The sequence below is a fragment of the Streptomyces flavochromogenes genome, assembly GCF_000717595.1.
GTDB lineage: Bacteria > Actinomycetota > Actinomycetes > Streptomycetales > Streptomycetaceae > Streptomyces > Streptomyces flavochromogenes.
The window spans coordinates 138,949-163,178 of the sequence record NZ_JNZO01000010.1 but is presented as its reverse complement, the minus strand read 5'-3'; the positions used below and the strand labels follow the sequence as shown (position 1 = coordinate 163,178).

The window sequence follows — 24,230 nt, the reverse complement described above, 5'->3', positions numbered from 1 at the left end:
CCGGTTCATCCTGCTCATCGCGGCCGTCGCCACTCTGACGGTCATGACCGCCACCACGTTCGCGGCGGCCGCAGTGCACGCCGTGGACCTGGCCGGCACCCAGGCCTTCCTGGAGTGCCTGGAACGGACCAGCGAGGAGACCGCCCGCCTCCGGGCCGAGGGCGTGGCCGTCCCGCTCCCCGACGGATCGCCGGACGCCTGCCCTGACCCCCGCCCCCTCGCCGGACCGCTCATCCCCGGGGCCGCCACCGTGGGCTTGATGCTCGCCCTGGCCGTCGGCTATCTGGCCCTGCCCCGCTGGCGCGTCGCCCGCCGGGGCTACCAGCCGCTGACCGGGATGCCGGAACTGGAGTCCGCTGTCGCCGAATTGCTGTCCGGCACCGGAGTGCGGGCGCGGGTGACGTTTCTGGCGGACGTGTTGGACCCGACCGTCTCCGCCCTGGCCTTCGGCCGGGCCGGACGACGGCAGGTAGTGCTCAGCGGAGGCCTGATCGCCCTGTACGGCCGGGATCGTGCGGCCTTCCGGGCGGTGGTTCTTCACGAGCTGGCCCACATCCGCAACCGTGACATCGACATCGGCTTCCTGACCTTGATCGCGTCGCGGACCTTCGGGCCGCCCATGCTGGTGGTCACCGCCGTGGCGGTCCTCCTCGCCCCGGCGATGTTCGGGGCGGACCGCATCGCCGCGATCGTCGTCTTCGCGGTCTTGTTGGGCCTGATGGGGCTCCTGGTCACACTGCTGAGCAGCGCCGTTCTGCGCAGCCGCGAGCTGTACGCCGATGCCCGCGTCCGCGAGTGGGAGGGCTCGGCGGAAGGCCTGCGCCACCTCTTCGCGACGTACGCCGCCCCGGACCGCCCCGTGCGGCCGGTCGGTGGGCGGCGCCGCTTGGCGGAGCTGCGCAGGGTGCACCCCACGACGGGGCAGCGGCTTCTGGCCCTTGCACAGGGGCGGCCGCAGCCGCCGCCCGGGTTCTGGGACATGGCCGCGGTCGGCGCGGCCGTGGCCTTCCTCTTCTACCTGTTCGAGCTCGGCCCTGGTGGCGGTACGTTCCGGAACACCGCTCCGCGGACCGCCTGGGGTGAGTCGACGGGCCCGGCTTCGGTGGCTGTGTTGCTGCTCGTCGCGGCGGGCACGGTGGTGTGGCGGGCCGCCGTAGAGGACGGCATACCGCGGACACGGGCCGCGGGGCTCGGACTCGGCCTGGGCGTGTGTGTGTCCAACCTCCTGGCCACGTACGTCGTGTGGCTCGGTTTCGGGATCGGCGGAGCGGGGCTCTCGTACGTCCTGCCGTACACGGCCGTGATGTGCCTGGCAGGCTGGGGGCTGGTGCGCTGGCTCGCGGCGGTGGCTGTGTCCTGGCAGCCGGTCCTGGAGGCCGGCGGCCGGCCGCGGCTCGTGCTGGCCGCTGTCCTGGCGGGCTCGGCGGCCGGGCTGTTCGGCGTGATCGAGTTCCTTCTGAGGCTGCCGGGGCTGTTGATCTACGGCTCGGCGTTCGTCGCCCCCAAGATGCCTGGGGTCGTCCTGTTCTTCTGGGGGTCCGGTCAGCTGCTCTCGGACCGGCTGACGACGCTGCTGCTTCCGCTGGTGCTGACCGGGGCGCTCGTCCCGGTGACCGGGCACGCGCTGGCCCGCCGACTGGGCGGGCGAAGACCCGCGTCGGGTTTCGGCCCGGCTGTTCCGACCGCGGGACGTATGGTCCGGCTGGGCGTCCCCGCCGGGGCGGTAGCGGCCGTCGCGGCCGTGGTCGTGATGCTGGGCCCGGTCTCGGCCGCGTGGTGGGTCGTGACGGTGGTCTTCGGTCTCGCGCAGGTGTGGGCCGCGCTGTGGGCGACCCGCGACTACGCGCCGCTGCGGCTGGCTCGGGGAATGGTGGCGATTCTGGGCTGTGGGGCGGTGGCGCCGTTGTCGCTGGCCACGGCGGTCCAGGCCCTGTCCTGCTCGGCCGGGAGTGGCGCCTGCTCCCCACTCCCGGGGGCCGCTCATGTACACCTCGCCGTGCTCGCCACGGCGCTCACCTCGGGTCCGGCGTGGCTGGTATTCGCAACCCTGGTCACTGCTGCGGCCGCCATACGGCGCCGGCGCGGCCGGGACGTCCGGCGCGCCGGGCCGTGACGGGCCGGCCTGGCGGGTCGGGTAGGTCGGGTGCGTTGGGGTGGTGCTTTGCGGGCTGTGCTTTGAGGGTTCCGGCCGGGCCGCCAACACCGCCGTCGCAGTGGACCCGTCCTGGCACGGCGTGACGCAGCCCGATGCCGGACGCCGTTCAATGCGTGAGTTCTGCCGGGGCGGGTGGGACAGGGAGCGGGTCGGGCCGGCGGCAGCTTCTAGGATCTGCGGCATGGCGACAAGACTCGTGCAGATCAACATGAAGGCCCAGGACGACGCCGCGCTGGGTCGGTTCTGGGCGCAGGCACTCGGCTGGGGTGTGGACAGCGAGGGACCCGGTGTGACCAACCTCGAACCCGTGGGCTTCTCCTACCCCGACCCCGTGGCCGTCTGCATCGACATCGTCGCCCGCCCCGAACCCAAAACGGTGAAGAACCGGGTGCACCTTGATCTGGCCACCACCTCCAGGGCCCATCAGGCGGAGTTGGTCGCACGCCTGAGAGATCTCGGCGCAACGCTCGCCGACATCGGTCAGGGCGACGTCCCCTGGACGGTCATGGCCGATCCGGAAGGCAACGAGTTCTGCGTCCTGGAGCCCCGTCCGCTCTACCAGGACACCGGGCCGATCGCCGCGGTGGTGGTCGACTGCACCGACCCACGAACAATGGCCCGCTTCTGGGACCAGGCGATGGACTGGACACTGCGCGAGGTCACCGACGACCACGCCTCCATGCGATCCGCCCTCGGCGTCGGTCCCTACCTGGAGTTCCTCCGCACTCCCGACACCAAGAGCGTGTGGAACCGCGTCCACCTCGACGTCAGCCCCTACCCCGGCGACGACCTGCAAGCAGAAGAAGCCCGACTGCGCGCCCTGGGCGCCACCGACCCCGGTATCGACCAGTCCACCATCGCCTGGACGGTTCTGGCCGACCCGGAAGGCAACGAATTCTGCCTCCTCACCCCTCGCTGATCCCGAACCACCATCACGGCCACAGCGGCCGGGCATCGCACCTGCCCTTTCCGGCTCGGTCGGTCAGGTTCCGCCGGTCGGGCTCGCGGGGGGGGGGAGAGGTCTGGTGGGCCTCGGTCCAAGCAGTGGCCTCGACGCGCAAGGCCGTCCCGCTGGACCCGCCTGGAGCGATGCGCAGGGTCCGGCGCCCGGCCTGGCACATCAAGGCCGGGCGCCCTTTCGTCGGGGCGTGCGTGTCAGGACACGGAGGCGCTGTTCGCCGCGGGTGTGCCGGCCAGGATCGTCTCCTCCACCGCGTCGTACCGCATGCGCTGGTCGGCCGGGTCGCGTTCGTGGAGCACCGTGCCGAGCCACCCCGCAAGGAAGCCCAGCGGGGCCGAGATGATGCCCGACGTGGTGAACGGGAACCAGTTGAAGTCCTGGTCCGGGAAGATCGCCTGGGGAGATCCGGACACCAGGTTGCTGCCGGTCATGAGGATGAACGCGGAGGCGCTGCCCAGGATGAGGGTGCAGAGCAGTCCCGTACGGGAGTAGCGGCGCCAGAAGAGGCTGTAGATGAGGGCCGGTGCGACCGCGGACGCGCCGATGCAGAACGACAGGGTCAGCAGTGCCTGAAGGTTCAGATGCCGTGCACCGGCGGCGATCGCGATCGCCACGAGCCCGACGCCCGCCGCGGCGGTCCGGGCGATGGCCATCTCCGCGGAGTCCTTCAGTCGCGCCTTGCGGCGCAGCCCGTGCGTGATGAGGTCGTGCGCCAGAGTGTTGGCGCAGGCAAGGGTGATCCCGGCGACCGAGGCCAGCAGGGTGAGGAAGATGGCTGTCGCCACGGCCGTGAACAGTAGTGTCTCGACGGTCGTCTGGTCCGTGCCCATGAGGGCCTGGCTGACCATGAGGAACGCTGTCTTGCCCTGCGGGTCGCCGGCGACGATCCCCTGGTGGCCGACGATCGCCGCCGCGCCGAAGCCGATGACGGCGATCAGCAGACAGGTCACGACGACGGTCGACACGGCCCAGGACATCGAGCGCCTCACGGCTGCCGCGCTGCGCGCGGTGAACATGCGCATGGTGATCTGCGGCAGCACCGCGGCGCCGAGCACGACGGTCAGCTGAGTGCTGATCATGTCGAGTTCGTTGCCGCCGAACTGCAGACCGGATGCGAGATAGGCGTCTCCCGCCCCGCTGCCGCGCTTGGCGGCGTCCAGCAGGGAGGGCAGGCTGAAGTCGAAGCGGTGGAGGATGAGCGCGGCGATCGCGAGGGACGCGCCGAGCAGGGCGACGGTCTTGACGATCTGGATGAAGGCGGTGCCCTTCATGCCGCCGATCGCCGCGTACGCGATCATCAGCAGGCCCAGGAACATGATCGCGCCGGTCTTGAAACCGTCGGAGTCGAAGCCGAGGACGACGGAGAGGAGATCGCCGGCGCCCGCGAGCTGGAAGATCACCAGCGGCAGCAGTGCGGTCAGGGTGACCGCGGCCGTGGTGATCCGCACGGCGGGACCGGGGAGGCGCCGGGTGAAGACGTCGCCGATCGTGAACCGGCCGGCGTTACGCAGTGGTTCGGCGAGCAGGAACATCATCAGGACCAGCGAGAGCGCGGTGCTCAGGGCGAGCGTGACGCCGTCGTAGCCGAGGAGCGCGATGATGCCGATGGTGCCGAGCACGGTGCCGGCGGAGATGTAGTCGCCGGCGATCGCGAGGCCACTCTGCACGGGGGAAAGCGAGCGGTAGCCGGTGTAGAAATCACCCAGATCGTCACGATCGGGTCCGGTCATCACGCACAGCAGCAGCGTGACGGTGATGACCGCGATGAACGCGATCAGCGACATGGTCTGAGCCTCGGAGCTGAAGCTGGTCATGCGCGCGCACCTCCGGTGGGCTGCTGCCACACGGGACGTCCGGAGCGGCTCGGGCGTTCCGGACGGGGGGCGGCTGCCGCGGCCGCCTGTTCGGCGCGTTCGCGGATCGCCGCGGCGAGCGGGTCGACGCGGTTGCGCGCGATCCGCTCGTACAGCGCGATCGCAGCCAGTGCCACGGGCAGCTGGAGGAGCCCCAGGACCAGACCGGTGGTGAGGCCACCGGCGATGTTGCTGTTCATCAACGAGGGGGCGTAGCCGGACAGGAAGAGGAAGATGACGAAGTAGCCGAGCGCGGTGAAGGTGGCGACGCGGCGGAGCCTGCGGTAGGCCGATCCGAGCCGGTGCAGATCATCACGATCGTCGGTGGCGGCGGGCGGTTGCGGCTGCGGGGACGCGTCCCAGGGCTGCTGCACGGAGTCCCAGCCCTGCGGCGAGGAGTCCCACGCTTGCGGGGACGCGTCCCAGGCTGCCTGTGGATCGGTGCCCCAGGACGGCGATCCACCCTCCCAGGACTGCGACGCCGCCTCTTGGCGGTGCCGCCCGGCGTTCGGGTGCTGCGGTACGGGCGGTGGGCTGGGGAAAGGCTGGTGGTACGACATCGATCTTGCTCCTTGCCGCCTCGGGGGACGGGCGGGTGGCGCTGGTGGTCCGCGTACGTTACTCATGGGTATAGCTCCTGCGTAAGGGGTTTCCGACCGCTTGGTATGTCGGTTCGGTGACGATCCTGTGTGCGCGACGACGGAACCTGCCGTAACCCCCGTCGTGGATCTTTCCGCAGGTCACGGGTGAGCATCGGTCCACCCCGTGCACTGGGCCGACCGCCAGACAGGGGCGTCGTTCCAACCCCCCGCTGCCGGTCTCTTTTCGTATGCGGCGACGGCTGACGCGCAGTGGGCGCGATGCGAGTCGGTACCCCCGGCCGGACACCGCAGTGGGGTGGTGGCACGCATCCGCCCCAGCTGGGCCGGAGGACCAGGGCGGCCAGGATCTCCCGGCGTGCGGCTCCCCGCGCCGCAGTGTGAAACGGCGTGCATGGTGCCGAGGTTCGCGGGCACAAGGACCGGGAGCGGAGAACGTGACCGCTCCTGCAGGGCCCGCGGCCTCCCCCGACCGCTGGCCCCGGCATGGTGGAGACCGGCCCGCACATGTGGTGTGGGCGGGCCGGCCCACTGTGCTCCGAGCCGGCTCAGATCGTCGCTGGAGAACCCCGCGGTTCGAAGAGCCCGGCACACCGCGTGAAGTGCACCGTAGCGCGCGGTTGGCGAGAAACGGGTCCGGGCGGGAGCTGCGACGGGGTGCGCAGTCCGGAACCTCATTCAGCAGCCACAGGTGTGGCGCCACGCAGCAGAAGGACCACAAGGAGCTCAGAACGTGGCGGGTGCTGATGGGCTGGTGGGCCCTATGTCTGCTCTGCGGCATCGGCATTGGGTAGGGAACCGGCGCGCTCGGCGAATGCATCGGGCTGCGAATCGGCCTGACGTTCTTCGCGGGGGCCGGCTACACCACGGCGACCTTGGTACCGGCGTCGCTCGCCAGACCTGTCCCGCCGCGCCCGAGACCCCGCCCGGCCGCGCACGACCTGTCCGGCGGTCCCCAAATCGGGTGGCGCTGAGATCGGCCTGGGTGCCATGCTCCATCCACCGAAGGGGCGTAGCTCAGCTGGCCAGAGCAGCGGACTCCAAACCCGTACGCCGCAGGTTCGAATCCTGCCGCCCCTGCCACTACACCTCCACGAAGGCGATCCCCTCGACCTCTCAGCGATGTCGATCGGCGGTCTTTTACGGCCATCTGCGTCGATGGCTCTGCCGGCTGACTACCTGACTCCCACGACGAGGGCGGGTGGTGAGCCAGTCCTGTCAGAGGCCCGACGGGTGACTGGAAAGCCAGTCGGCATGCCGATCGCGTGTCTGATCCCGCTCCTCGGGGGTGGCGAGGAAGACATCGGCGCCTCCGTCGTAGGGGTGGTAGACGCGTCCCATCTGGATGTCGGTGATGAGGACTCCCGCGACCTCGTCGTCCGCGATGTCACGGAGCAGCTCGTCGAGGCAGCCGTACCGCCAAGGCCGGCGGGCGGCGAAGAGGTGGCAGTAGGTACGGAACTCCGGATCTGGATCGTCCCCCACCAACAGGCTCTGCCAGTAGCCGGCGTCTGACCGGAATGGCGGAACCTCGGCTTCGGTCGCCCAAACCGGGGTGATCACGTAGACGTCCCCACCGGCGAACAACTCATCGAGGACGGTGTTGTACCGCTCCAGGACGACGGTGTACTCGCTCTCGTCCTCCGCGTATCGCTTCGACTCCGGCAGGCTGTGGAAGCGCACCCAGACATTCCGGTACGGGTCACGGAGGTTGTACCCAACCGGAGGACAGTTGGGCCAGTGCTGCTGCCACAACTCCGTCAGAGTCGCCGTCACAGCTCCAGACATCTGCCGTCCCGCTCTCTCCACAGTGGCCTCTCCCGATGGTCATGCTGCGCCGCGCCCGTTCACCAAGAGAAACGACTTCTATGACGCCGGGGTCGAGGACGTGCGAGCCGTCAGTGAATCCCCATTCCTCGCTCTCAAGATTCAAGGCCGCCGAATAAATGCGGGGTGGGGCTGGTTGAGCCCCACCCTCCCCCACGAGCCAGTGCTCTCAGAAGCCTGAGGTGCATCGGCAGGTGCCGGTGGTCCTGGCCGGCCAGTCATTGGCCTCGGTGCAGAGAACGGACTTGCTGATCTGTGGCAACACCAACCGAACGACCGACGCCGTGAAGGCAGTCCGCGTCCTTCACCCCGCATCGAGGTGAGGTTGGACAACGCTTCGTGCGTGGGCTCCATGCCCGCTGTTCTCAGGGGCGTCCGGCGGCTCGGGCGCGGCTTCCCCGCTGGGGCTACTGGGCGTTGCGCCGCCGGCGCGCGCGCTCGAACTCGGCGACGTCCGACATCCAGGGGCCGTGCTGCTCGAGTGCGGCGTAGCCGCCACGGACGAAGGCGCTCACGAGGTTCCGGTACCCACCGATCCCGTCGACCAGTCTGTACTCGACCCGGTACTGCGGATCCGACCTGCCATCACCCTTGCGCAGCGTCGTGATCCGGGCGATGGAGTCCGCGTAGAGGTGGAGCTGGATTCCTTCCCCCATCTCTTCGTCCTCGATGGTGAACACTTCGTTGTCCGCTGCGGAGCGATCGGCGACGAACTCCCAGAACTCCGCCGCGGCAGAGCGGGGGCTGTCCCGTAGCCACTTCTTCTCGACGCCCTTGTCGTCGGTGAACGACAGGACCGTCTTTCTCGCACTCCCGCCGACGTCGACGCTGAGGCCGACTGCGTCCTCGTCATCCTCCATGGGTGTGTTCCTGGAGCGGGCTGCGGCCTCCGAGCACATGAGGAAGCTCACGGTACGCACCGCGTCATCGACGAGCTCAGGGTGTGCACGGCGCACGGCCGCTTCGACTGCTGCCTCCATCCGATGCCAGTCGCGTCTGTCCGTGGCGCGGCTTCCCCGTCGCGGATCGCGGCCGATCCGCATCCCGGCGCACGCCTGCTCCGCAGTGGCGATCACCCGCATGACCTCGGGCAGCAGCGCGGGGTCAACGGCATCGGGTATCCGCCTCGGAACCGTCGCGCCGTGCAGATACCGGCCTGTAAACCTCAAAATAGCGGCGTCGAGCGGACCGAGGACTGCTCCGCGCTCTGCACGACGGCGGTCCGCGTGGTACTCCTGAGCTCGCTTCCCGTTTGACGTCTCCGTCGCCGTGCGCATCGCCGCGCAGACCTGACCGCGTTCCAGTAGACCGATGTCGGCCCCGTGGGCGATGAGCCGGCTCCTGTCCCACCGGATGCGCCGGAACAACGCGTCGACGTCCGCGGGCTCGCCAAGGAGGATCGTGTCCAGGAGCGCTGTCGCAGCGTTCTCGTCGAGCCGGCCGCGGGTTCCGGCGGCATCGCACAGCGGAAGGACCGCACTCCACAGCAGCAGGTGCCTGGCAAGGTCCTCCCGGATCACCGCAAGGTGGGCTTCGCTGATCGAGAACGTGAACGTGCGGGGCTCGTGGTTGGCATCGGCCCCGGCGCCGAGCATCAGCTGCAGCTCGCCGTCCTCGCGGATCACGTTCGGGATCCAGCCGCTCATGCGCGTGAAAACGATGTCTCTCATGGACTCAGCCTTCCGCGGAACGGCGCCGGCCGGCATGGCGATGCTGCGGCCTCACCCCGCGCCATCTGTTCACGACCACCGTGCGCATTCGACGTCGAGGCGTGGGTCGGTGCGCACCCAGACTTCGCCCCCGGCAGCCTCGGTCGGAGCGTCGACCCGTGCGATGCCGAGGAACTCGATCAGTCTGAGCAATTCAGCTCGTTCGGCTCGGTCGTCGTCGACACCATGCGAGTCGAAGAAGACGTAGTACTGGTCGCTCGGGTCCACGCAGCCCGAATCTCCCCAGATCCGGGCGACTTCTTCGATCGCAGCTGCTTCCGTCGTGAACGTGGCGGCGCGGGCGACACCGCGAGTCTCCGGTGACGCGTCGAGATCGGCGAGGTCGGAGAACCACTGGCCGAAGCGGTCGAGACCGGCATATCCGTTCTCGAAGAAAAGCATCGCGCTCGGAAGGTAGCGATTCCCCCTGTCGACCCGGAGGTATTCCGACCGAGGCTGGTCCGCACCATTGATCCGAGAGATCACACCTTGCCCGGGCATGAGCACCAGACTCTGCCCCGAGGGCTCCTCACTGATGGTGTAGGTGTCGGACTCTCGATCCCGGAAGAACGCCGAGAACGCTACGTAGGCTTCCTGGGCGTCGCTCACGCGGACCTGTCGGTCGTTGCCGTCACCGACAGCGAAGACGAATTGTTTCGGTCCGGGGTTGTAGGGGCGAGCCATATGCGTCCTTCGTTCACGTGTGCCAGGTCGACCAGCCTAGTCGAATCAGAATGGACGGACCTGAATCGAGCGGCGGCAGACCACGACGGCGTCGCACCGCGGGTGGAGGCAGGCGTTGCCTGATGCGGCACCAGGTTCTCTCTCCCCGATCATGGTCAGGGAGTCAGGTTCCGGCCGCTGGCCAACAGCTGAGAGCAAAGGGTGTCGTACGCCCATCGCTCCCATTTGTCTGCCGGCCACGCGCGATCGCGGGTCAGCACCAGGAAGAGCTCCGGACTGAGCAATGCGTAGATGATGTCTGCCGTCTCTCCTGCGGAGAGGGCGGGGCGGGCGCCTGGCTTCTCTGTCAGAACCTTGGCGGCTGTCGAGATGACGGTGTATCGCGGGTCGGTCTCGTCCGGCCACAGCTCCCGGATCTCCGGGTTGGTCGCGGTCGCGGCACGGACCATCTCATCAATGGCCGCGACACGTTCGAGTGTCCTGCGGGTGCCGGCGAGGAGCGCGGCCAGGGCGGACTCCGCGGTAGGTGAAGCCATGACCTCCGTGAACCATGGCCGGTCCAACGTGGGCACGGGGTCGTCGTCTCCCGCGATCGCGACGTCGACCAGTTCCTTGAGCAGCGAGGGCTTGTTCCGGAAGACGAAGTAGATCGTCTGCACCGCCACGCCTGCCCGGTCAGCGATCTCCTGCAGCTTGGTCGCCCCGTAGCCCCGCTCGACGAAGAGCTCGGCGGCCGCGTCGATGATCCGCCGCCGCGTCTCCCGAGCCTTGTCGCCCCGTTTTCCCTTGACCTCAGTCATGACGGGAGCCTATATCTAGAGTCGAACTCTAGAGATTGACTCTAGTCACTGGAGGGGTGAGTCATGCGCGCCATCGCCAACCGTCAGCAGGCAGAGGCATGGAACGACTGGGAGGGCATCCACTGGGCCGAACACTCCGAGCGCTACGACGCCATGATGGGCGCGTTCAACGCGCCCCTGTTCGCCGCCGCGGGCGTCACGGCCGACGACCGGGTCCTCGACGTCGGGTGCGGCACTGGGCAGACGACACGCATCGCCGCGCGGCAGGCACACGACGGAGACGTCGTGGGACTTGACCTGTCCGCGCCCATGCTGGAACGCGCCCGCCGTGACGCCGCCGCGGAAGGCCTCAGCAACGTCACCTTCGAGCAGGGCGACGCCCAAGTACATCCGCTACCCGTGCGCGGCTTCGACGTCCTCCTCAGCCGCGGCGGTGTCATGTTCTTCGCCGACCACATCGCGGCCTTCACCCACCTCAGGCACTCGCTCGTGCCCGCCGGCCGACTCGCGTTCCTCGGCCCGCAGCCCGCGGATCCGGACGGTGCCTACGCCCGTGCGACCGCCGCACTCGCACCGTTCCTGCGCGAGGCATCCCCCGCTGCCAGAGGCATGGGGTCCCTCCTCGACCCCGCGCGCATCCGCCAGGTTCTCACCGCCGCCGGGTTCACCGACATCGACATAGCCCCCGTCGAGGCTCCCATGACCTTCGGCTCCGACGCGGTCGACGCCACCGAGTTCATCCTCGCCATGGGTCCGGTGCGCTACAACCTGGGCGATGTCGACTCGGCGACCATCTCCCGCGTCCGCGCCGAAGTGCAGGACGCACTCAGGGAGTTCGAGACCATCGACGGTGTCTGCATTCCCGGGCACGTCTGGATCGTCACCGCGTCGCCGGAGCACCCCTCGTCGATCAAGTGACACTTCGTGCCGGACGTGATCAGCGGAGGGGGTCCGACAGACGATGAGTGACCCCTGCTGCAGCCACTGCTGGTCCCCGTGAGCAAACCGGGTGTGGCCGGTGGAGGATTCCGGTCGGACCACGAACCCACAGTCCACAGCCGGTAGATCCGGTAGATCCGGTAGATACGGACGCCGCCGTCGGGTAGCGGCACGGCGAGGTCTCCGGCGCGGGAGGACCGGGAAGACAGCGCCCTGCATTCTCACCGTACGGACCTTCGCGGAGGATGGCGTGCATTCAGCCACTCGACGGCCTGCCAGTCGGGGGCGAAGACGTTCTCCACCACCCACACACTCCCTGTCGCGCACATCCGAGAGTTCACCATCGGCTGGTGATCGTCTTGATGGCCAGGTACGCGAGAACGAAGGGCATGTGTAGCTGGGTGTGGAGACCGCTACCCCGTCGAGAATGCCTCACATGTTGGCGAGTTCCGGGAGCGTCGTCGCGGCCTGTCCAGCCCCACGGTCAGCGCGTGCTGGTGAACAGGCCGTTGAGGTCGGCGAAGTCGATGGCGTCGACGAGCGGGCGGTAGCTGCCGGTGTCGTACAGCTGCTGTGCGGCGCGGCGGGTCGCGGCGTAGGCGGTCTGGGCGATGCCCGAGCCGAGGCTGACGCGTGCGACGCCGAGAGCGCCCAGCTCTGCGACGTCCGGCGCTCCGGGGACGGCCATGATGTTCAGCGGTACGGAGATTCCGGCAGCCAGCTCCGCGATGGTGGCGGGGTCGGTGACTCCGGGGACGAAGATGCCGTCGGCGCCGGCGTCCACGTACCTGCGTGCCCGGTCCAGGGTGTCCCTCAGCCGAGTGGCAGGGTCGCCGAGGCCGAACAGGTAGGTGTCGGTGCGGGCGTTGAGGAAGAGGGGCAGGTGTGCTTGTTCCGCAGCGCCTCGGGCGGCAGCCAGCCGCGCTTCGAGTTCGGCCGGAGGCCGGGTACCGTCCTCGATGTTGACGCCCACCGCGCCCGCGTCGAGCACCCTGGCGACGGTCTCGGCGACACCTGCCGCGTCCCGCCCGTACCCGCCCTCGATGTCGGCGGTCACCGGGACGCCGACCGCAGCGACGACCCGCGCGATCAGTTCCAGCACCCGGTCGGGCGACAGGCTCTCTCCGTCCGGACAACCCTGCGACCAGGCGATCCCGGCGCTGGTGGTGGCGAGTGCGGGGGCCCCTGCAGCTTCTATGACACGGGCACTCGCGACATCCCAGGCGTTGGCGAGCGCAAGGGGGCGTGCGGGGCTGTGTAGGGACTGGAAGAGCAGGGCTTTGTCCGTCTGCGATGCGATCATGCGGCTAGCCAACCGCCACTTGAGCCCGCTGTCCGGCGGGAATCCGACATGACGGTCGCTCTCCATCCGTCAGCTCCACGCCGCCCCGGCCAGGCGCATTCCTGCCGCACGCCACGGCTCCGGTCATCCGGTGTACGGCGACCGTTCCAGAGCACGGGTCCGGACGCGCGGGTGTGACACGCCACGAGCACGCTCGGCAAACGCGGCGGCGTCGCAGGGGTGGAATACCAGGGCAAGACATCGTGGCAGTGTCTCGTCGCCCGCCTGGTGGAGGTGGTGCTGGAAGCAAGGGCCTGGGCCGCTCGCGGGCGGGTTCGTTACGACAGTCGCGGCTGTATCTTCCTCAGCACTGTGACTGCGGCGGCCATCGCTCTTGGACCGGGTGGACGCCGCAGTGACGGCGATCGGTGTGCCGGGGCTGTCCTGGTCGTTCGCGTACGCCTCACGCCGGGCCGCACTCCACGGGTCTGCTCGGAGTCGGAGATCTCGGCCGACGGTACGAAGTGGTCGACGTCGAGGGGGCCGCGCCGGGCACGACGACGTTGTCGTAGGCGCTGCGCCGCGACCCGCCTGTCGGCCGGCAGCCGGCGTGGGAGTCCGGGGAACACCGCCGCCGCGGGCCGCCCGTACAGCCTCGGCTAGCCTCGCCTCATGTCACTCACCGTTGATCAGCTGGCCGGGTACGTGGAGCGCGACCTGGACGCCGACCTGGCGCGCTGGTTCGCCGGCGCGCCGAGGGCCGGCATCCCGGCCGACGCCCGCCCGGTCGACCCCTTCCTGGCGCGGCTCCCGATGGACGCGGCGGCCGCGCTGGCCGCCTTCGACCGCCGCGTCCGCTCGGGCACCCTGCCGGCGGTCCTCGGCATCGAGGACTGGTCGTACGCCTTCGACTTCGCCGCAAACGACTGCCGCGTCCTGGACTCCGACTACGAGACGGAGCTCTCGGACGAGGACGTGTGGTCCGTCGGCGCCGACGGCGGGGGCAACTACTTCGTCGTGCTCGCCGACGGCCGGGTCGCGGTGTGGTTCCACGAGGAAGAGGTCCTGGAGCCGCACACGCGGTTCGACAGCCTCGACGTCTTCGTCTGGACGATGGTCCGCTACCACGCCGTCCGGTCCGGCGCCCTCGACCTCGCCGAGGTCGAGCCGGCCTTCCGTACGCTCGCCCAACCCGGGGTCCTGGCCCCGGAGATCGGCCTGCTCGCCACCCTGTCCTGACCCGGGGCCGGCAGCGCGGTGCGGCAGGCCACTCCCCGGGGTCCGCCGCCGGGCACGCGGCCGTGGAGAGCTACCGGCTGGCGTGGACGCAAGAAGGACGGGACGAGCCTGAGGGCTCCGTCGTCACCTACGCGCTGACCGCGGCCGAGACGGACAAGGTCCGCAAGACTGCCGAGGCCGGCGTCGGCGACGTGCAGATCGCTCCGGTGAAGCCCGGCCAATGGCCCGTGACCGCGCGGTGCCCTCTCGTCCGTTCGGGTGCGGTGTGCGGCCCGTCCCTCGCAGCAGTTCTTGCCAGAAGCCAAAGCCCCCTCCGCTGATGGCGATAGCCCGTCTTCGCGGCCGTGCAGGCGGCGCCGGATTCCTTGCCTCAGCCCTGAAGCCTCGGGGACGGCACTGTGGCGCGGTGTTCCGTCGGAGTGATGCCGCGGAGACGTTTGAAGGCGACGCTCAAAGCGAAAGTGTTGGCATGGCCGACCCTCCGGGCGATTGAGCCGACCGTGGCGTCCGTCTCGCGCAGCAGGTCGGCCGCCAAGTCGATGCGCCAGGAGGCGAGGTGGCTCATCGGCGGTTGGCCGACCTGTGCGGTGAAGAGGCGAGCGAGGGCGGCGCGGGACAGCCCCGATGTGGCCGCCGGCTTCGCCACGGTCCAGGGGTGGGCCGGATCGGAATGGAGCAGTCGCAGCGCCTGGCCCACCGCCGGATCGTCCATCGCGCGGTACCACGTCGGCGCGTGCGCCTCGGCCTGGTCGAACCAGGTCCGCAGCGTGGAGAGGAGCATCACACGCCGTTCCTCGTCCGCTCCCGTGCTGACGGTGAGCTCCAGGCGTTGGCCATGTTCCCGGCACCCTTGACTTGGAGGTGTGTCACCGGTCGACGTTCAGGGCCAGGAGATCGCCTTGTCAGCCGAGACGACCGCTCACCCGCACGTCAGAGATCGCTGTCGATGCCGGTGACGACCGGCGGCGCCAGCGGAGCGTCGGCTTCCGCGATTCCCGCCTCCCGCAGTGCGGCCGAGACGAGCCTTGTCGCGTCCAGCTTCGCCTCGTAACGGTCGGCGGCCTCGACCTCCAGCCGAATGGCGAACGTGCCGTCCTCGTTGAGCGTCAGCAGGTTCACGCCTTCGCTCTCGCTCACTTCTGTGTGCTGGGGGGCCAGCTTCCGCTCGAGGACAGCGCGCTCGGAGTCGGCGATGGCCGAGGTGAACGTGCCGGGAACGGTGATGACGAAGGTGGTCATTGGGGGCTCCTCGCGTGAGTCTGAGTGCGGGTGTCGTACTGCTTCTCTCATCCTCGGTGACGACCCCGCGCCGAAAGACTTCTGACATGGCAGCGAGTCGTAGGGGAAAGTTGGTGGGTCGGGGTCCCGATCTCAGGCGCGCACGTGGCGTGGAGCGGATTCGCGCCACGGGGCGGCGTGATGCGTGCGTGCGCGGCCCGGGGCGGCGTGATGCGCGGGCTTGTGGTCCGGGGCGTCCTGGAAGTGCCGCAGCCAGACGGAGGCCGTGGCGAGCAGGCCGGCGAAGACCCCCAAGAGGAGAAGGGAGACCCACATCTGCCGACTCCCGGGATGGGTCCATCCGGTCCAGGCCGCGGCTGCCGCCCACAGCAGGACGCCGGCCGAGTAGAAGTCGCGAACCCGGCGCAGCTGCCGTGCGGCCCGCAGGGACATGAGGCGTTCAGTCTTCGTCGACATGCCCGCCCGTGTACCCCGATCCGCGCTGTCCATCGGCGGCGGCCGAAAGCTGTTCGGCAGATCATGAGGCCCGTACGTCCGAGAGTGCAGCGGACAGGCGGGGCGACATCGCGAAGACGACGCACCCGTCATCGTGCTGGCCGGCGACGATCCGAGGCACATCGGCTTCGACGAGTCCCCGAAACTGCCGCCGGCCAGAAGGCATTCCCACTCGACCACAGCCCCTTGCCCGCACCAGGCCGGGTGGGCGCCCCCTGCGGTACCGGCACAGGGTCGTCGACGGGATCTGGTGTCTTGTGGCAGCTGTCCACTGGCGTCGCGTGGCGTGGCCTCCCCGAACGCTACGTGCCATGGATGGCGGTCTCCGAACGCTTCCGGCACTGGTCCGCCGGCGGCACCATAGATGTCTGGTCGGCGGCGTCCGGTCGTTCAGAGTCATGCGTCCCACTGGTCGCAGTACTCGATGTGGATCTCGCGCGCATCGCCGAGAATGCCGGCGTCGGAGTGGAGCTCGGTGCAGAAGTGCGGGTAGCTCGGATGGACGGGGACGTATCCGGGGCCGTTTCGGGCGACGTCGAAGAAGTGCCGGGCGGTGTCGCCGAATACTTTCGCGCTGCCGGTCATGAACAGGGTCTCGGCATGGAGATGCTGGTGAAACAGATCCCGGTTCTCCTTGTAATGCCGTGCTTCGTGATCAATCACGGCTTCGTCGGTGTGTTCTGGGCCGGGCAGTGTCACGGTCTGCAGCCGCCCTGGACCGAGCCGTCGTCGGATCTCCTTCCAGCGTGAGGGTGCGAACTGCAGCGAGTGGTGCAGCAGCACGAGATCTAGCTGCCGTACGCCGTCTTCTGACAGCGCGTGGGAGGGGCCACGGTTCCCCCGCATCGGCAGGTGGACCAGCGAGCGCGGTGAAGAGGCTGCGAGCCTCCACAGCCCACCGATTCGTTGGGCGGCGTCCTGATCGAGGTAGGTGCCCAGGTGCCGGTCGTGGTCGATCAGCACTGCGTGGACCAGGGGCCCGGCGGGTCGGATGACCTTGAACTCCTTTGATCCGAGACGCGCTTGGTGGATGGTGACGGTTAGCTTCATTGGTTCTCCGGGACAGACACGGCGGCTGACATCGGCGCGTACGAGGGCCCAGTCGCCGGCTGATGTCTTCTGCCATGGGACGGCGGCCTGGATGGGGGCGCCGAGTACTCGGGCGAGGATGGCGGCGGACAGGTTCGGCGGCGAGGGTGAACAGTGCGGTGGAGCGGTCCTGCCGGGGTCGGATCCCGAGTTCGTGGAGACACCGGCCGATCCAGCACCGCCTCGCCGGGCCTCTGAACGCTCCGGCTGATCTCAGGCCCTCGGGGGTGCCAACCACCGTTCTGCACGACGCTGCTTGTCGGAGTCTCCGGAGCGGCGGGCGTGCGCCAGCAGTCGGGCGCGCAGCGGTTCGGGCAGGTCGGCGACGTCCCGCTTCTGGTGCGGGCGGGTCTTCCAGCCCACCAGATGCCGCACGGCCCCGGCCTCGTGCCGATCCTCGGCCCGCGGGTCGGCCAGCCCGGCGAGCAGGTCGGCGATCGGTACCCTGCCGAGCAGTTCGCCAGGCACGCCCTCGTGGACGGCGTAGCCGGAGCAGCGCCCGCTGCCGGAGCCGTGCCAGTCGAGCAGGGCCAGCACCCGCTCCACCGGGTCGGGGAACGTCAGCAGCAGTCGGTGCGTGAGTTCCGCGAGCAATTCCGCGGAGGGCCCGCCGCCGGTGCGGGAGAGGTCGAGGATCCGGTCTGCGGTCCCTTCCAGTCCGGCGGGCATCGCGGCCAGCCAGGTGCGCTCCTCCTCCGCCCCTTCCTCCGCTCGCTGCCGTTCGGCCTCGAACTGCTGCTTGGGACCGGGTATGCCGTGCCCGGCCAGCCACGTCAGGAGCAGGCGGCCGTCGGTGAGGACGGCGTCGCTCTCCCACTGCTCCCACCTCAGCGACGTCCCGTGGTGCAGGAGGACCACTGCGAGCCGCTCACCGTCCCGGTCGAACAACTCAAAGCGGACGTCCCCGCCACACATGCAGTGGAACCCGGGCAGCGATTCCACCGCCATGGCCCTCCTGAGATGGGCCGACTCCGCTGGATCGGAGAGGTCCACCCGGATCTCTCCGCCCGCCTCGCACCCGCTCAACGAACTCACCTGAGCCAGGTGCGCGTGCCGCAGCACACTGTCCAGCGCTGTCGTCTCGTCCATCAAGCGTTCCTTCCCCGCCCGGCCACAGGTGCGCAGCCCGCCAGATTCCACCGCAGCCCCGGCTGCCTCGCAACCCGGTTACCCCGGCCCTGCACTTCGGCTCGTACGCCGACGGCCGCCCCTTCCGCCGGGAGGATGAGGCCGTCGGTGATGGGGATGCCGCGTCCCGGAAGGCCCGGAGGACGGGTTGAGCATGATCGGAAGCGGACGCTTGACTGCTGACGCGACGGATCTCGTGGTGCTCAGCCGACGTCGTGCTCAGCCGACGTCGTGCTCAGCCGACGTCGTGCTCAGCCGAGGTGAGGGTTCGGTCGAGGTGAGGGTTCGGTCGAGTCGCAGCCATCCTCGGCGGCGCGCACCTCCTCCTCGACCCGCCGGCCGCGCTTGGCGAAGGCGTCCTCGGTGACCGGTCGCACCAGGCACGCTTTGCGCACGCCGGAGATGACCTTGGTACGGCTGAAGGCTCGGTGACACACGACCGCTGCACCACCATGAGCGAGCACGTCTCCACCACCGTGAAACGACAGGACCGATTCCTGACGCCGCGTGGGCGGTGATCGCGCCGTCGTCGCTGCCGGCGGGTCGGGCTGATGGCTGGTGGCTGGTGGCTGGATCGCCGCCAGACGATTCGCTTCCGACGCGGTGGCGGGTCAGATCCAGCCCCGGCGGGCCGCGACGACGCCGGCCTGGAACCGGTTCGCCGCGCCCAGGAGTTCAAGGAGCCGGCTCATCCGCCGGCGCATGGTGCGGACCGACCAGCCGAGCTGGCGGGCTATGGCCTCGTCCTTCAGGCCGCTCACCAGCAGGGTGAGTACGAGGCGGTCTTCCTCACCGAGCGGGTCCTCTGCGGGGACGTCGAGCGGCAACGCCTGTTTCCAGCACAGCTCCCAGTAGTCGGTGAGGGCGTCCAGCAGGGTGGAGGGGCGGATGACCGCAGCGCGCACGCCGTCGAGGTCCAGGGAGAGCGGCATCAGCGCCAGCCTGCGGTCCGCGATTGCCAGTTTGATCCGCAGGCCCGGCATCACCCGGGCCTGTTCGCCGCGGCGCACGAGTCCGCGGATGTCCTCGAGCACCCCCGGCCACTCCAGCGCTTCGGGGGCGTAGACCGCGCGATAGCGCACGCCCCGCCCCAGCGCCGTGCTCTCCACCGGGTTGGAGGTGGTCAGTGCGTACGGTGGCCGATCCAGGGTCATGACGTCCTCGCGCGCTTCCTGCTGGAGGCGGACGAACCAGCGGCCGAGCGCCTCGCGACCGGTGACGATCTCCACCTCGTCCTCCCCGGCGGTACCGGCCTGTGCCGCCGCGAAGAGACGGGACAGTTCGCCCGCCGCCGCGCGGACCCGGTCCAACTCCTCGGCCCTGGCCCGTACCAGGGACTCGACCGCGGCTCCGGGCTCGATCGCCGCGTACCGGCGGCGGACGCCCGCGAGCCGCCCGACCAGGCCGTGGTCGTGCAGCCGGTCCAGCGCCCTGGCGGCGCGGAGAGGGGAGCAGTTGAGGTCGGCGGCGAGTTCGGCCGGGACCGCCGTACGCCTCGTCAACACGGCCCGGTAGACGCTTTCGTCGAACGGATCGATGCCTGCGGCAGTGAGCTCGTTCGTCATATGCGCATACTGGCCCACGTGTGCCAGCGGCAGCAATGGGCCTTGAGGATCTGTTGTACGGAGAGTGACTCCGGCGCTAGGACTTCTCTTCATGGCCAAGAACCCACGAAGAAACCGACGCCTGGTGGCCGTCACGGTCACCACCGTCGCGCTCGCCGGGACGCTCACCGCGATACCGGGCGCTGCGACCGCGAAGTCACCCGACCCGAACCAGCGGGTCATCGTCGAACTGTCCGGGGACGCCGCCGTCGCAGCCGCCCCCGGTCGCTCGCTCACATCGCCGGCCGGCGGCACCGCCTCAGCCGTCGGCGACGCCCGGCGGGCCCTGGCGGCACGGCAGGACGCCTTCGTCGGGACGGTGCGGGACGCCGGTCTGCACCCCGCTTCACCCCGCAAACTCGGCCTGCTCGTCAATGCCGTGGCCATGACGGTGCCCGCCTCCGAGACGGCGCGGCTGGCCGCGCTGCCGGGGGTCACCGCCGTCCGGCCCGACACCCGGATACAGGTACGCACCGACACCAGCGTGCCGCTGACCGGCGCACCCGAGGTCTGGAAGCGCGAGGATCCGGCCGGGGCGAAGGCCACCGGCAAGGGGACCGTCGTGGCGGTCCTGGACAGCGGCGTGGACTACGGCCACCCCGACCTGGGCGGCGGCTTCGGCAAGGGCCACAAGGTCGTCGGCGGCTTCGACTTCGCCAATGGTGACGACGACCCGATGGACGACAACGGTCACGGCACCCACGTCGCGGGCATCATCGCGGGCAAGGCGGCCGGCAAGGGAGGCGTCACCGGCATGGCGCCCGACGCTCGGCTGCTGGCCTACAAGGTCACCGGCGCCGACGGCAGCGGTTACACCTCCGACATCATCGCCGGCATCGAGGCGGCGGCCGACCCGGCCAACCCCTACCCGGCCGACGTCATCAACATGAGCCTCGGCGGCCCCGGCGACGGCACCGACCCGCTGGGCCGCGCCGCGACCGCCGCCGTGCGGGCCGGAGTGGTCGTCGTCGCCGCGGCGGGCAACGAGGGGCCCGGCAGCGGCACCGTCAGCACTCCGGCGTCGGCCGAAGGCGTCATCGCGGTCGGCGCCTCCACCAGCGGGATTCGGACACCCAGTGCGTACCTGGAGGGCAAAGAGCCCGAACTGATCCAGACGTACCGGGGCATCCTGTCCGCGAACCCGCCGCGCATGCCCGTCACCGCGCCTCTCGTGGACGTCGGCGCGGGCACCGCCGAGGACTGGAAGCGGATCGGTGACGTACGCGGCAAGATCCTACGGGCCGACATTCTCGTCCCGCCCAGCACGGACGTCCTGAGCCAGCACGACATCGACTGGGCGCGCGAGGCCGAGAAGCGCGGCGCGCTCGCCGTGCTCGGCGGCCTTCCGGCCCACGGCGGCCCCGTGTTCGCCGCCACACCGGGAACGGTCGAGGCTCTGCCGACCCCCGCCCGCCCCGACCTCACCCGGACCGCAGCCTCCGGCGACTCGTTGCGGATGGACCGCCTGGTCGTCATGGGCATCGACACGACCCAGTACGCCCAGCTGAGCCGTGAACTGGCCGCCGGAAAGGTGTCCGTCACCCTCCGCGGCACCGACTCCACCGACGAGATCGCCTCGTTCTCGTCGCGCGGACCCGGTACGGGCTTCGGCCTCAAGCCCGACCTGGTCGCACCCGGTGTGGAGATCCGCTCCGCGATCCCCACCTCGATGTACGGACCCGGCGTCTACCGCATGTCGGGCACCTCGATGGCGAGCCCGCACGTCGCCGGAGCCGCCGCCCTGCTGCGCCAACTGCGCCCGGACCAGGACCCCGACGGGATCAGGTCCGCACTGGTCGGCACCGCGAAGCAGCTCACCGGCACCGGCCCCACCGTCCAGGGCAACGGACGGCTGGACGTGGCCGCCGCGGCGTCGGCCACCCTCAGCGCCTCCCCGACGGCCGTGTCGTTCGGCCTCGCCGACCTGGCGGACAGGACCGTCGGCGGCACCGCGAAGGTACGCCTGACCAACCCCGGCAAGGAACCGCTGACCACCGTCCTCAGCAGTACCGGGCCCACCACCGTGTCCCCGGCGCGGGTCACCGTGCCCGCCGGAGGGTCCACGACCGTCACCGTGACCCTGCGCGCCGACCGCCCGGCCACCGACACGGAGATCAGCGGCCGGATCACGGCCACGCCCGCGCGCGGCCCGGCCCTCCGGGTGCCGTACCTGCTCGTCGTCCGGCACCTGGTCGTCCAGGCGTCCCCGGACCCGAGCGACGGCCGCTCCACCGTGCACGTCGCCGCCCCGGCGGCCCTCAACGCGCCGCCGATGATCACCGTCACACCGCCGCACGGCAAGCCCTTCACACTGCCCACCACCATGAACGGCGCCGGCTACTACCAGGCCGACGTGACCGGGAAGACGGCCGGCGCCTACCTGCTGGCCGTGCGCGCCACGACCACCGACGGCCGGCTGATCACCGGAACCAGCGCCTTCGAGGTCACTCCGGCCGGCAGCCGCGGCGACCGCTGGACGCCCATCGGCCCGAACAGCGAGGCGGGCCACGTCGCGCTCTCGCCCGCCCGGCCGAAGCAGGCCGTCGTGACCCAGTTCCGCAAGGCCGCCCCCTGGCTGACCACCGACGGCGGCGCCACCTGGCGCCAGGTGGGCCGACTGCCGATCGCCGACGGCAACGGCACCGGCGCGGTCGTGGTCGACGCCCGTCGCCCCGATCGCTGGTGGTACGCCGTGAACAGGGCCGCCGACCCCACCCGCCGCGGCACCATTCTGCGCACCGACGACAACGGCCGTACCTGGCGCAAGCTCGACGTACCCGACGCGCACATCGACGAGTTCGTCGCCGACGAGCAGACCCGTACCCTCGCCGCGGTGGTCGACGGCACGCTGCTGGTCAGCACGGACGCGGGTGACAGCTGGGCGACGTACCCCACCGGCGTGACCGGGGTCCGCGACGCCACACTCACCGGCGACACCCTGTACCTGGCGACCTTCGACGGCGTCTGGCGGATCGACGGAGTCGGCAAGGGCGACCCCGGTACGGCGCACCTCGTCCTCGACGAGCCGGTGAAGACCGTCCGCGGCATGGCGGCCGACTCCACCGTGGTGGCGGCGTACGTCCCTGGTACGGGCATCCGCGGCTCCTACGACAAGGGCCGCACCTGGTCCACTCTGCTGCCTCTGGCGGAGGGCGGCGACGGACTGTCCGCCTCCGGCGGCGACCTGTACCTGCGCGCGCTGTTCGGCGCCGGGCAGGTGAGCCACGACCATGGCAGGACCTGGAAGCCCGTGGCCGCCCCCTCGAAGGCCGCCATCGCGATGGACTACGACCGCTGGGCCGACGGATCGGTGACCGTGTCCAGCGAACAGGACGGCCTGTACCGCGGCTCGGCCGACGGTACCGGTTACCGGAGGATCGGCGTCCAGGGCCTGACCACCTTCGCCCTCGCGGCCAGCGGCGACCAGCTGCTCGCCGGAACGGTGAGCGGCACCTACCGCACCACGATCCCCGTCGCCGGCCCCGAGTGGGGCCAGTCCGGGGCAGAGGGCAGGACCGGTCTTCTCACCTCGCACATCGCCGTCTCGCCCAAGGACACCAAGGTGGTGTGGCAGGTCCGGCGCACCGCGACCGGCCTCTTCGAGGTCTCCCGCAGCGGTGACGCCGGCCGGACCAGGCAGGTGAAGGGCACGTCGTCGGAGGTTCCGACCTCCCTCCTGGTCCATCCGGCCGACCCGAACCGGGTGGCGATCAGCTTCAGGAGCATCTTCGGCGACGGGCTGTTCGCGACGTCCGACGGCGGCAAGACATGGAAGAACCTGTTCCACGAGAGGTCCTTCGATGCCATGGCCGGCGACCCGCGCGACCCGCGGCGCCTCTGGCTCGGCAACGCCTCCGGCCTGTACCGCTCGGACGACGGCGGCGTCACCAAGACCAAGGTCGCCGAGGGCCCCGTCTCCGCGATCGTGATGGACGGCCGACGCCTGGTCGTCGGCGGCTCGTCCGTCCGGATCAGCACCGATGACGGCAAGACGTTCCGCACCGCCGACACCGGCCCGCTCGCGGTCCACGTCGCGGACCTGCTGCGGGTCGGCGGAGCGCTCTACGCGGCCACCGCCGGCTCGAAGGAATCCGGACTCGTCCAGGGCGGCCGAGGTGTCCTGCGCAGCACCGACAACGGTCTCACGTGGGAGAACATCTCGAGCGGTCTGCAGAACACCGACACCACCAGGCTGGCCGCCGCCCCCGACGGCCGCACTCTCTACGTCGGCTCCGTCGACGGCGGGGTACACCGCCTGAAGCTGCGCCGCTGACCCACCCCGCGCGTGCCGCGTGGAACCGAACGGCAGGCGCGTGTGCACGACCGCAGTGAGCAAGTGACCGGAGCGAGCGTCGACCGGCCCGGAAGGCCCGGGCCCGTCGGCGCTCGTCCGCGTGCGCGGGCGGCGGGCAGGGGGCGGGAGAAACCCTGCTGCTCGCACCGCGCACGCCGGAACAAGCCCCGAGGGTTCGGCGGCCGGCCCACGTTCTGGGGTCCGGGGAGGGGCACGCTGTCAGCCATCCGTTCAGTACCGGACTTGGCCTGGCAGGACGTGCAGGCGATCATCAGCCCACACGTGATCGCGAACTCAGCGCCCACGGAGCCCTCGAAGGGAACACGGAACGAC

The 24,230-nt window shown here is 70.2% G+C and carries 17 protein-coding genes, 1 tRNA gene and 3 pseudogenes; 7 read left to right on the top strand and 14 right to left on the bottom strand.

All coding sequences use genetic code 11. The features are described from left to right. The first annotated feature begins 43 nt into the window (after window positions 1-43). On the top strand, window positions 44-2,113 hold the full coding sequence (locus tag IF00_RS0113930; RefSeq protein WP_158710463.1) for a M48 family metalloprotease: 2,070 nt from the start codon (window positions 44-46) through the stop codon (window positions 2,111-2,113). Between the two features lie 223 nt (window positions 2,114-2,336). After that, window positions 2,337-3,074: a VOC family protein gene (locus IF00_RS0113925; protein WP_030317895.1), complete on the top strand. Its 738-nt coding sequence runs from the start codon at window positions 2,337-2,339 to the stop codon at window positions 3,072-3,074. Window positions 3,075-3,310: 236 nt separating this feature from the next. Here the strand turns inward: IF00_RS0113925 and IF00_RS0113920 are convergent, their stop codons facing one another. Both IF00_RS0113920 and IF00_RS41225 read right to left on the bottom strand, forming a co-directional pair. Next, window positions 3,311-4,930, bottom strand: coding sequence for a sodium/solute symporter (locus tag IF00_RS0113920; protein ID WP_030317887.1), 1,620 nt, complete (start codon window positions 4,928-4,930; stop codon window positions 3,311-3,313). Then, entirely contained in the window at window positions 4,927-5,529 is a 603-nt protein-coding gene (locus tag IF00_RS41225) for a DUF485 domain-containing protein (protein WP_078944674.1), read from the bottom strand. Before IF00_RS41225 ends, IF00_RS0113920 begins: the two co-directional genes overlap by 4 nt. A gap of 1,045 nt (window positions 5,530-6,574) precedes the next feature. Between IF00_RS41225 and IF00_RS0113910 the strand changes: the two genes are divergently transcribed. Beyond that, window positions 6,575-6,651, top strand: a tRNA-Trp gene (locus IF00_RS0113910). Window positions 6,652-6,786: 135 nt separating this feature from the next. On the opposite strand, the gene IF00_RS0113905 is transcribed toward IF00_RS0113910, so the two are convergent. The 4 genes from IF00_RS0113905 to IF00_RS0113890 all read right to left on the bottom strand — a co-directional run bounded on the left by IF00_RS0113905 (window position 6,787) and on the right by IF00_RS0113890 (window position 10,588). Beyond that, window positions 6,787-7,356, bottom strand: a complete 570-nt coding sequence (locus IF00_RS0113905; RefSeq protein ID WP_030317883.1) for a DUF3885 domain-containing protein — start codon at window positions 7,354-7,356, stop codon at window positions 6,787-6,789. A gap of 446 nt (window positions 7,357-7,802) precedes the next feature. Further along, window positions 7,803-9,065 carry a DUF6357 family protein gene (locus IF00_RS0113900; RefSeq protein ID WP_030317881.1) on the bottom strand — a complete coding sequence of 421 codons (1,263 nt, stop codon included), beginning with the start codon at window positions 9,063-9,065 and terminating at the stop codon, window positions 7,803-7,805. A gap of 69 nt (window positions 9,066-9,134) precedes the next feature. Next, window positions 9,135-9,788: a hypothetical protein gene (locus IF00_RS0113895; protein ID WP_030317879.1), complete on the bottom strand. Its 654-nt coding sequence runs from the start codon at window positions 9,786-9,788 to the stop codon at window positions 9,135-9,137. 155 nt (window positions 9,789-9,943) lie between these two features. Further along, window positions 9,944-10,588 carry a TetR/AcrR family transcriptional regulator gene (locus IF00_RS0113890; protein WP_030317877.1) on the bottom strand — a complete coding sequence of 215 codons (645 nt, stop codon included), beginning with the start codon at window positions 10,586-10,588 and terminating at the stop codon, window positions 9,944-9,946. Between the two features lie 63 nt (window positions 10,589-10,651). On the opposite strand from IF00_RS0113890, the gene IF00_RS0113885 reads away from it, so the two are divergent. Then, window positions 10,652-11,506 carry a class I SAM-dependent methyltransferase gene (locus IF00_RS0113885; RefSeq protein WP_030317875.1) on the top strand — a complete coding sequence of 285 codons (855 nt, stop codon included), beginning with the start codon at window positions 10,652-10,654 and terminating at the stop codon, window positions 11,504-11,506. 505 nt (window positions 11,507-12,011) lie between these two features. On the opposite strand, the gene IF00_RS0113880 is transcribed toward IF00_RS0113885, so the two are convergent. Continuing rightward, window positions 12,012-12,830, bottom strand: a complete 819-nt coding sequence (locus IF00_RS0113880; protein WP_030317873.1) for an isocitrate lyase/PEP mutase family protein — start codon at window positions 12,828-12,830, stop codon at window positions 12,012-12,014. A 651-nt stretch (window positions 12,831-13,481) separates the two neighbouring features. Between IF00_RS0113880 and IF00_RS0113875 the strand changes: the two genes are divergently transcribed. After that, a complete protein-coding gene (locus IF00_RS0113875) occupies window positions 13,482-14,048 on the top strand; it encodes a hypothetical protein (protein ID WP_030317871.1) in 567 nt (188 codons plus the stop codon). A gap of 370 nt (window positions 14,049-14,418) precedes the next feature. On the opposite strand, the pseudogene IF00_RS0113870 reads toward IF00_RS0113875, so the two are convergent. The 3 genes and pseudogenes from IF00_RS0113870 to IF00_RS41220 all read right to left on the bottom strand — a co-directional run. Beyond that, window positions 14,419-14,832 (bottom strand): annotated as a pseudogene (locus IF00_RS0113870) (helix-turn-helix transcriptional regulator); the annotation flags it as partial. Window positions 14,833-14,978: 146 nt separating this feature from the next. After that, window positions 14,979-15,287, bottom strand: coding sequence for a hypothetical protein (locus IF00_RS0113865; RefSeq protein WP_030317867.1), 309 nt, complete (start codon window positions 15,285-15,287; stop codon window positions 14,979-14,981). A gap of 132 nt (window positions 15,288-15,419) precedes the next feature. Next, window positions 15,420-15,743, bottom strand: a complete 324-nt coding sequence (locus IF00_RS41220; protein WP_051820229.1) for a hypothetical protein — start codon at window positions 15,741-15,743, stop codon at window positions 15,420-15,422. Window positions 15,744-15,806: 63 nt separating this feature from the next. Between IF00_RS41220 and IF00_RS48020 the strand changes: the two are divergent. Continuing rightward, window positions 15,807-16,136: pseudogene (locus tag IF00_RS48020) on the top strand (transposase); the annotation flags it as partial. 42 nt (window positions 16,137-16,178) lie between these two features. Here IF00_RS48020 and IF00_RS0113855 read toward each other — a convergent pair. From IF00_RS0113855 to IF00_RS0113840, 4 genes and pseudogenes are all read right to left on the bottom strand, one after another. Then, window positions 16,179-16,832, bottom strand: coding sequence for a hypothetical protein (locus IF00_RS0113855; protein ID WP_030317864.1), 654 nt, complete (start codon window positions 16,830-16,832; stop codon window positions 16,179-16,181). A gap of 252 nt (window positions 16,833-17,084) precedes the next feature. Further along, window positions 17,085-17,960, bottom strand: a complete 876-nt coding sequence (locus IF00_RS0113850) for a hypothetical protein (RefSeq protein WP_030317862.1) — start codon at window positions 17,958-17,960, stop codon at window positions 17,085-17,087. A gap of 350 nt (window positions 17,961-18,310) precedes the next feature. After that, window positions 18,311-18,486 (bottom strand): annotated as a pseudogene (locus IF00_RS43720) (transcriptional regulator NrdR); the annotation flags it as partial. 124 nt (window positions 18,487-18,610) lie between these two features. Then, a complete protein-coding gene (locus IF00_RS0113840; protein WP_030317859.1) occupies window positions 18,611-19,564 on the bottom strand; it encodes a helix-turn-helix transcriptional regulator in 954 nt (317 codons plus the stop codon). 91 nt (window positions 19,565-19,655) lie between these two features. On the opposite strand from IF00_RS0113840, the gene IF00_RS0113835 reads away from it, so the two are divergent. Further along, window positions 19,656-23,876 carry a S8 family serine peptidase gene (locus tag IF00_RS0113835; RefSeq protein WP_078944673.1) on the top strand — a complete coding sequence of 1,407 codons (4,221 nt, stop codon included), beginning with the start codon at window positions 19,656-19,658 and terminating at the stop codon, window positions 23,874-23,876. The last annotated feature ends 354 nt before the right edge of the window (window positions 23,877-24,230 follow it).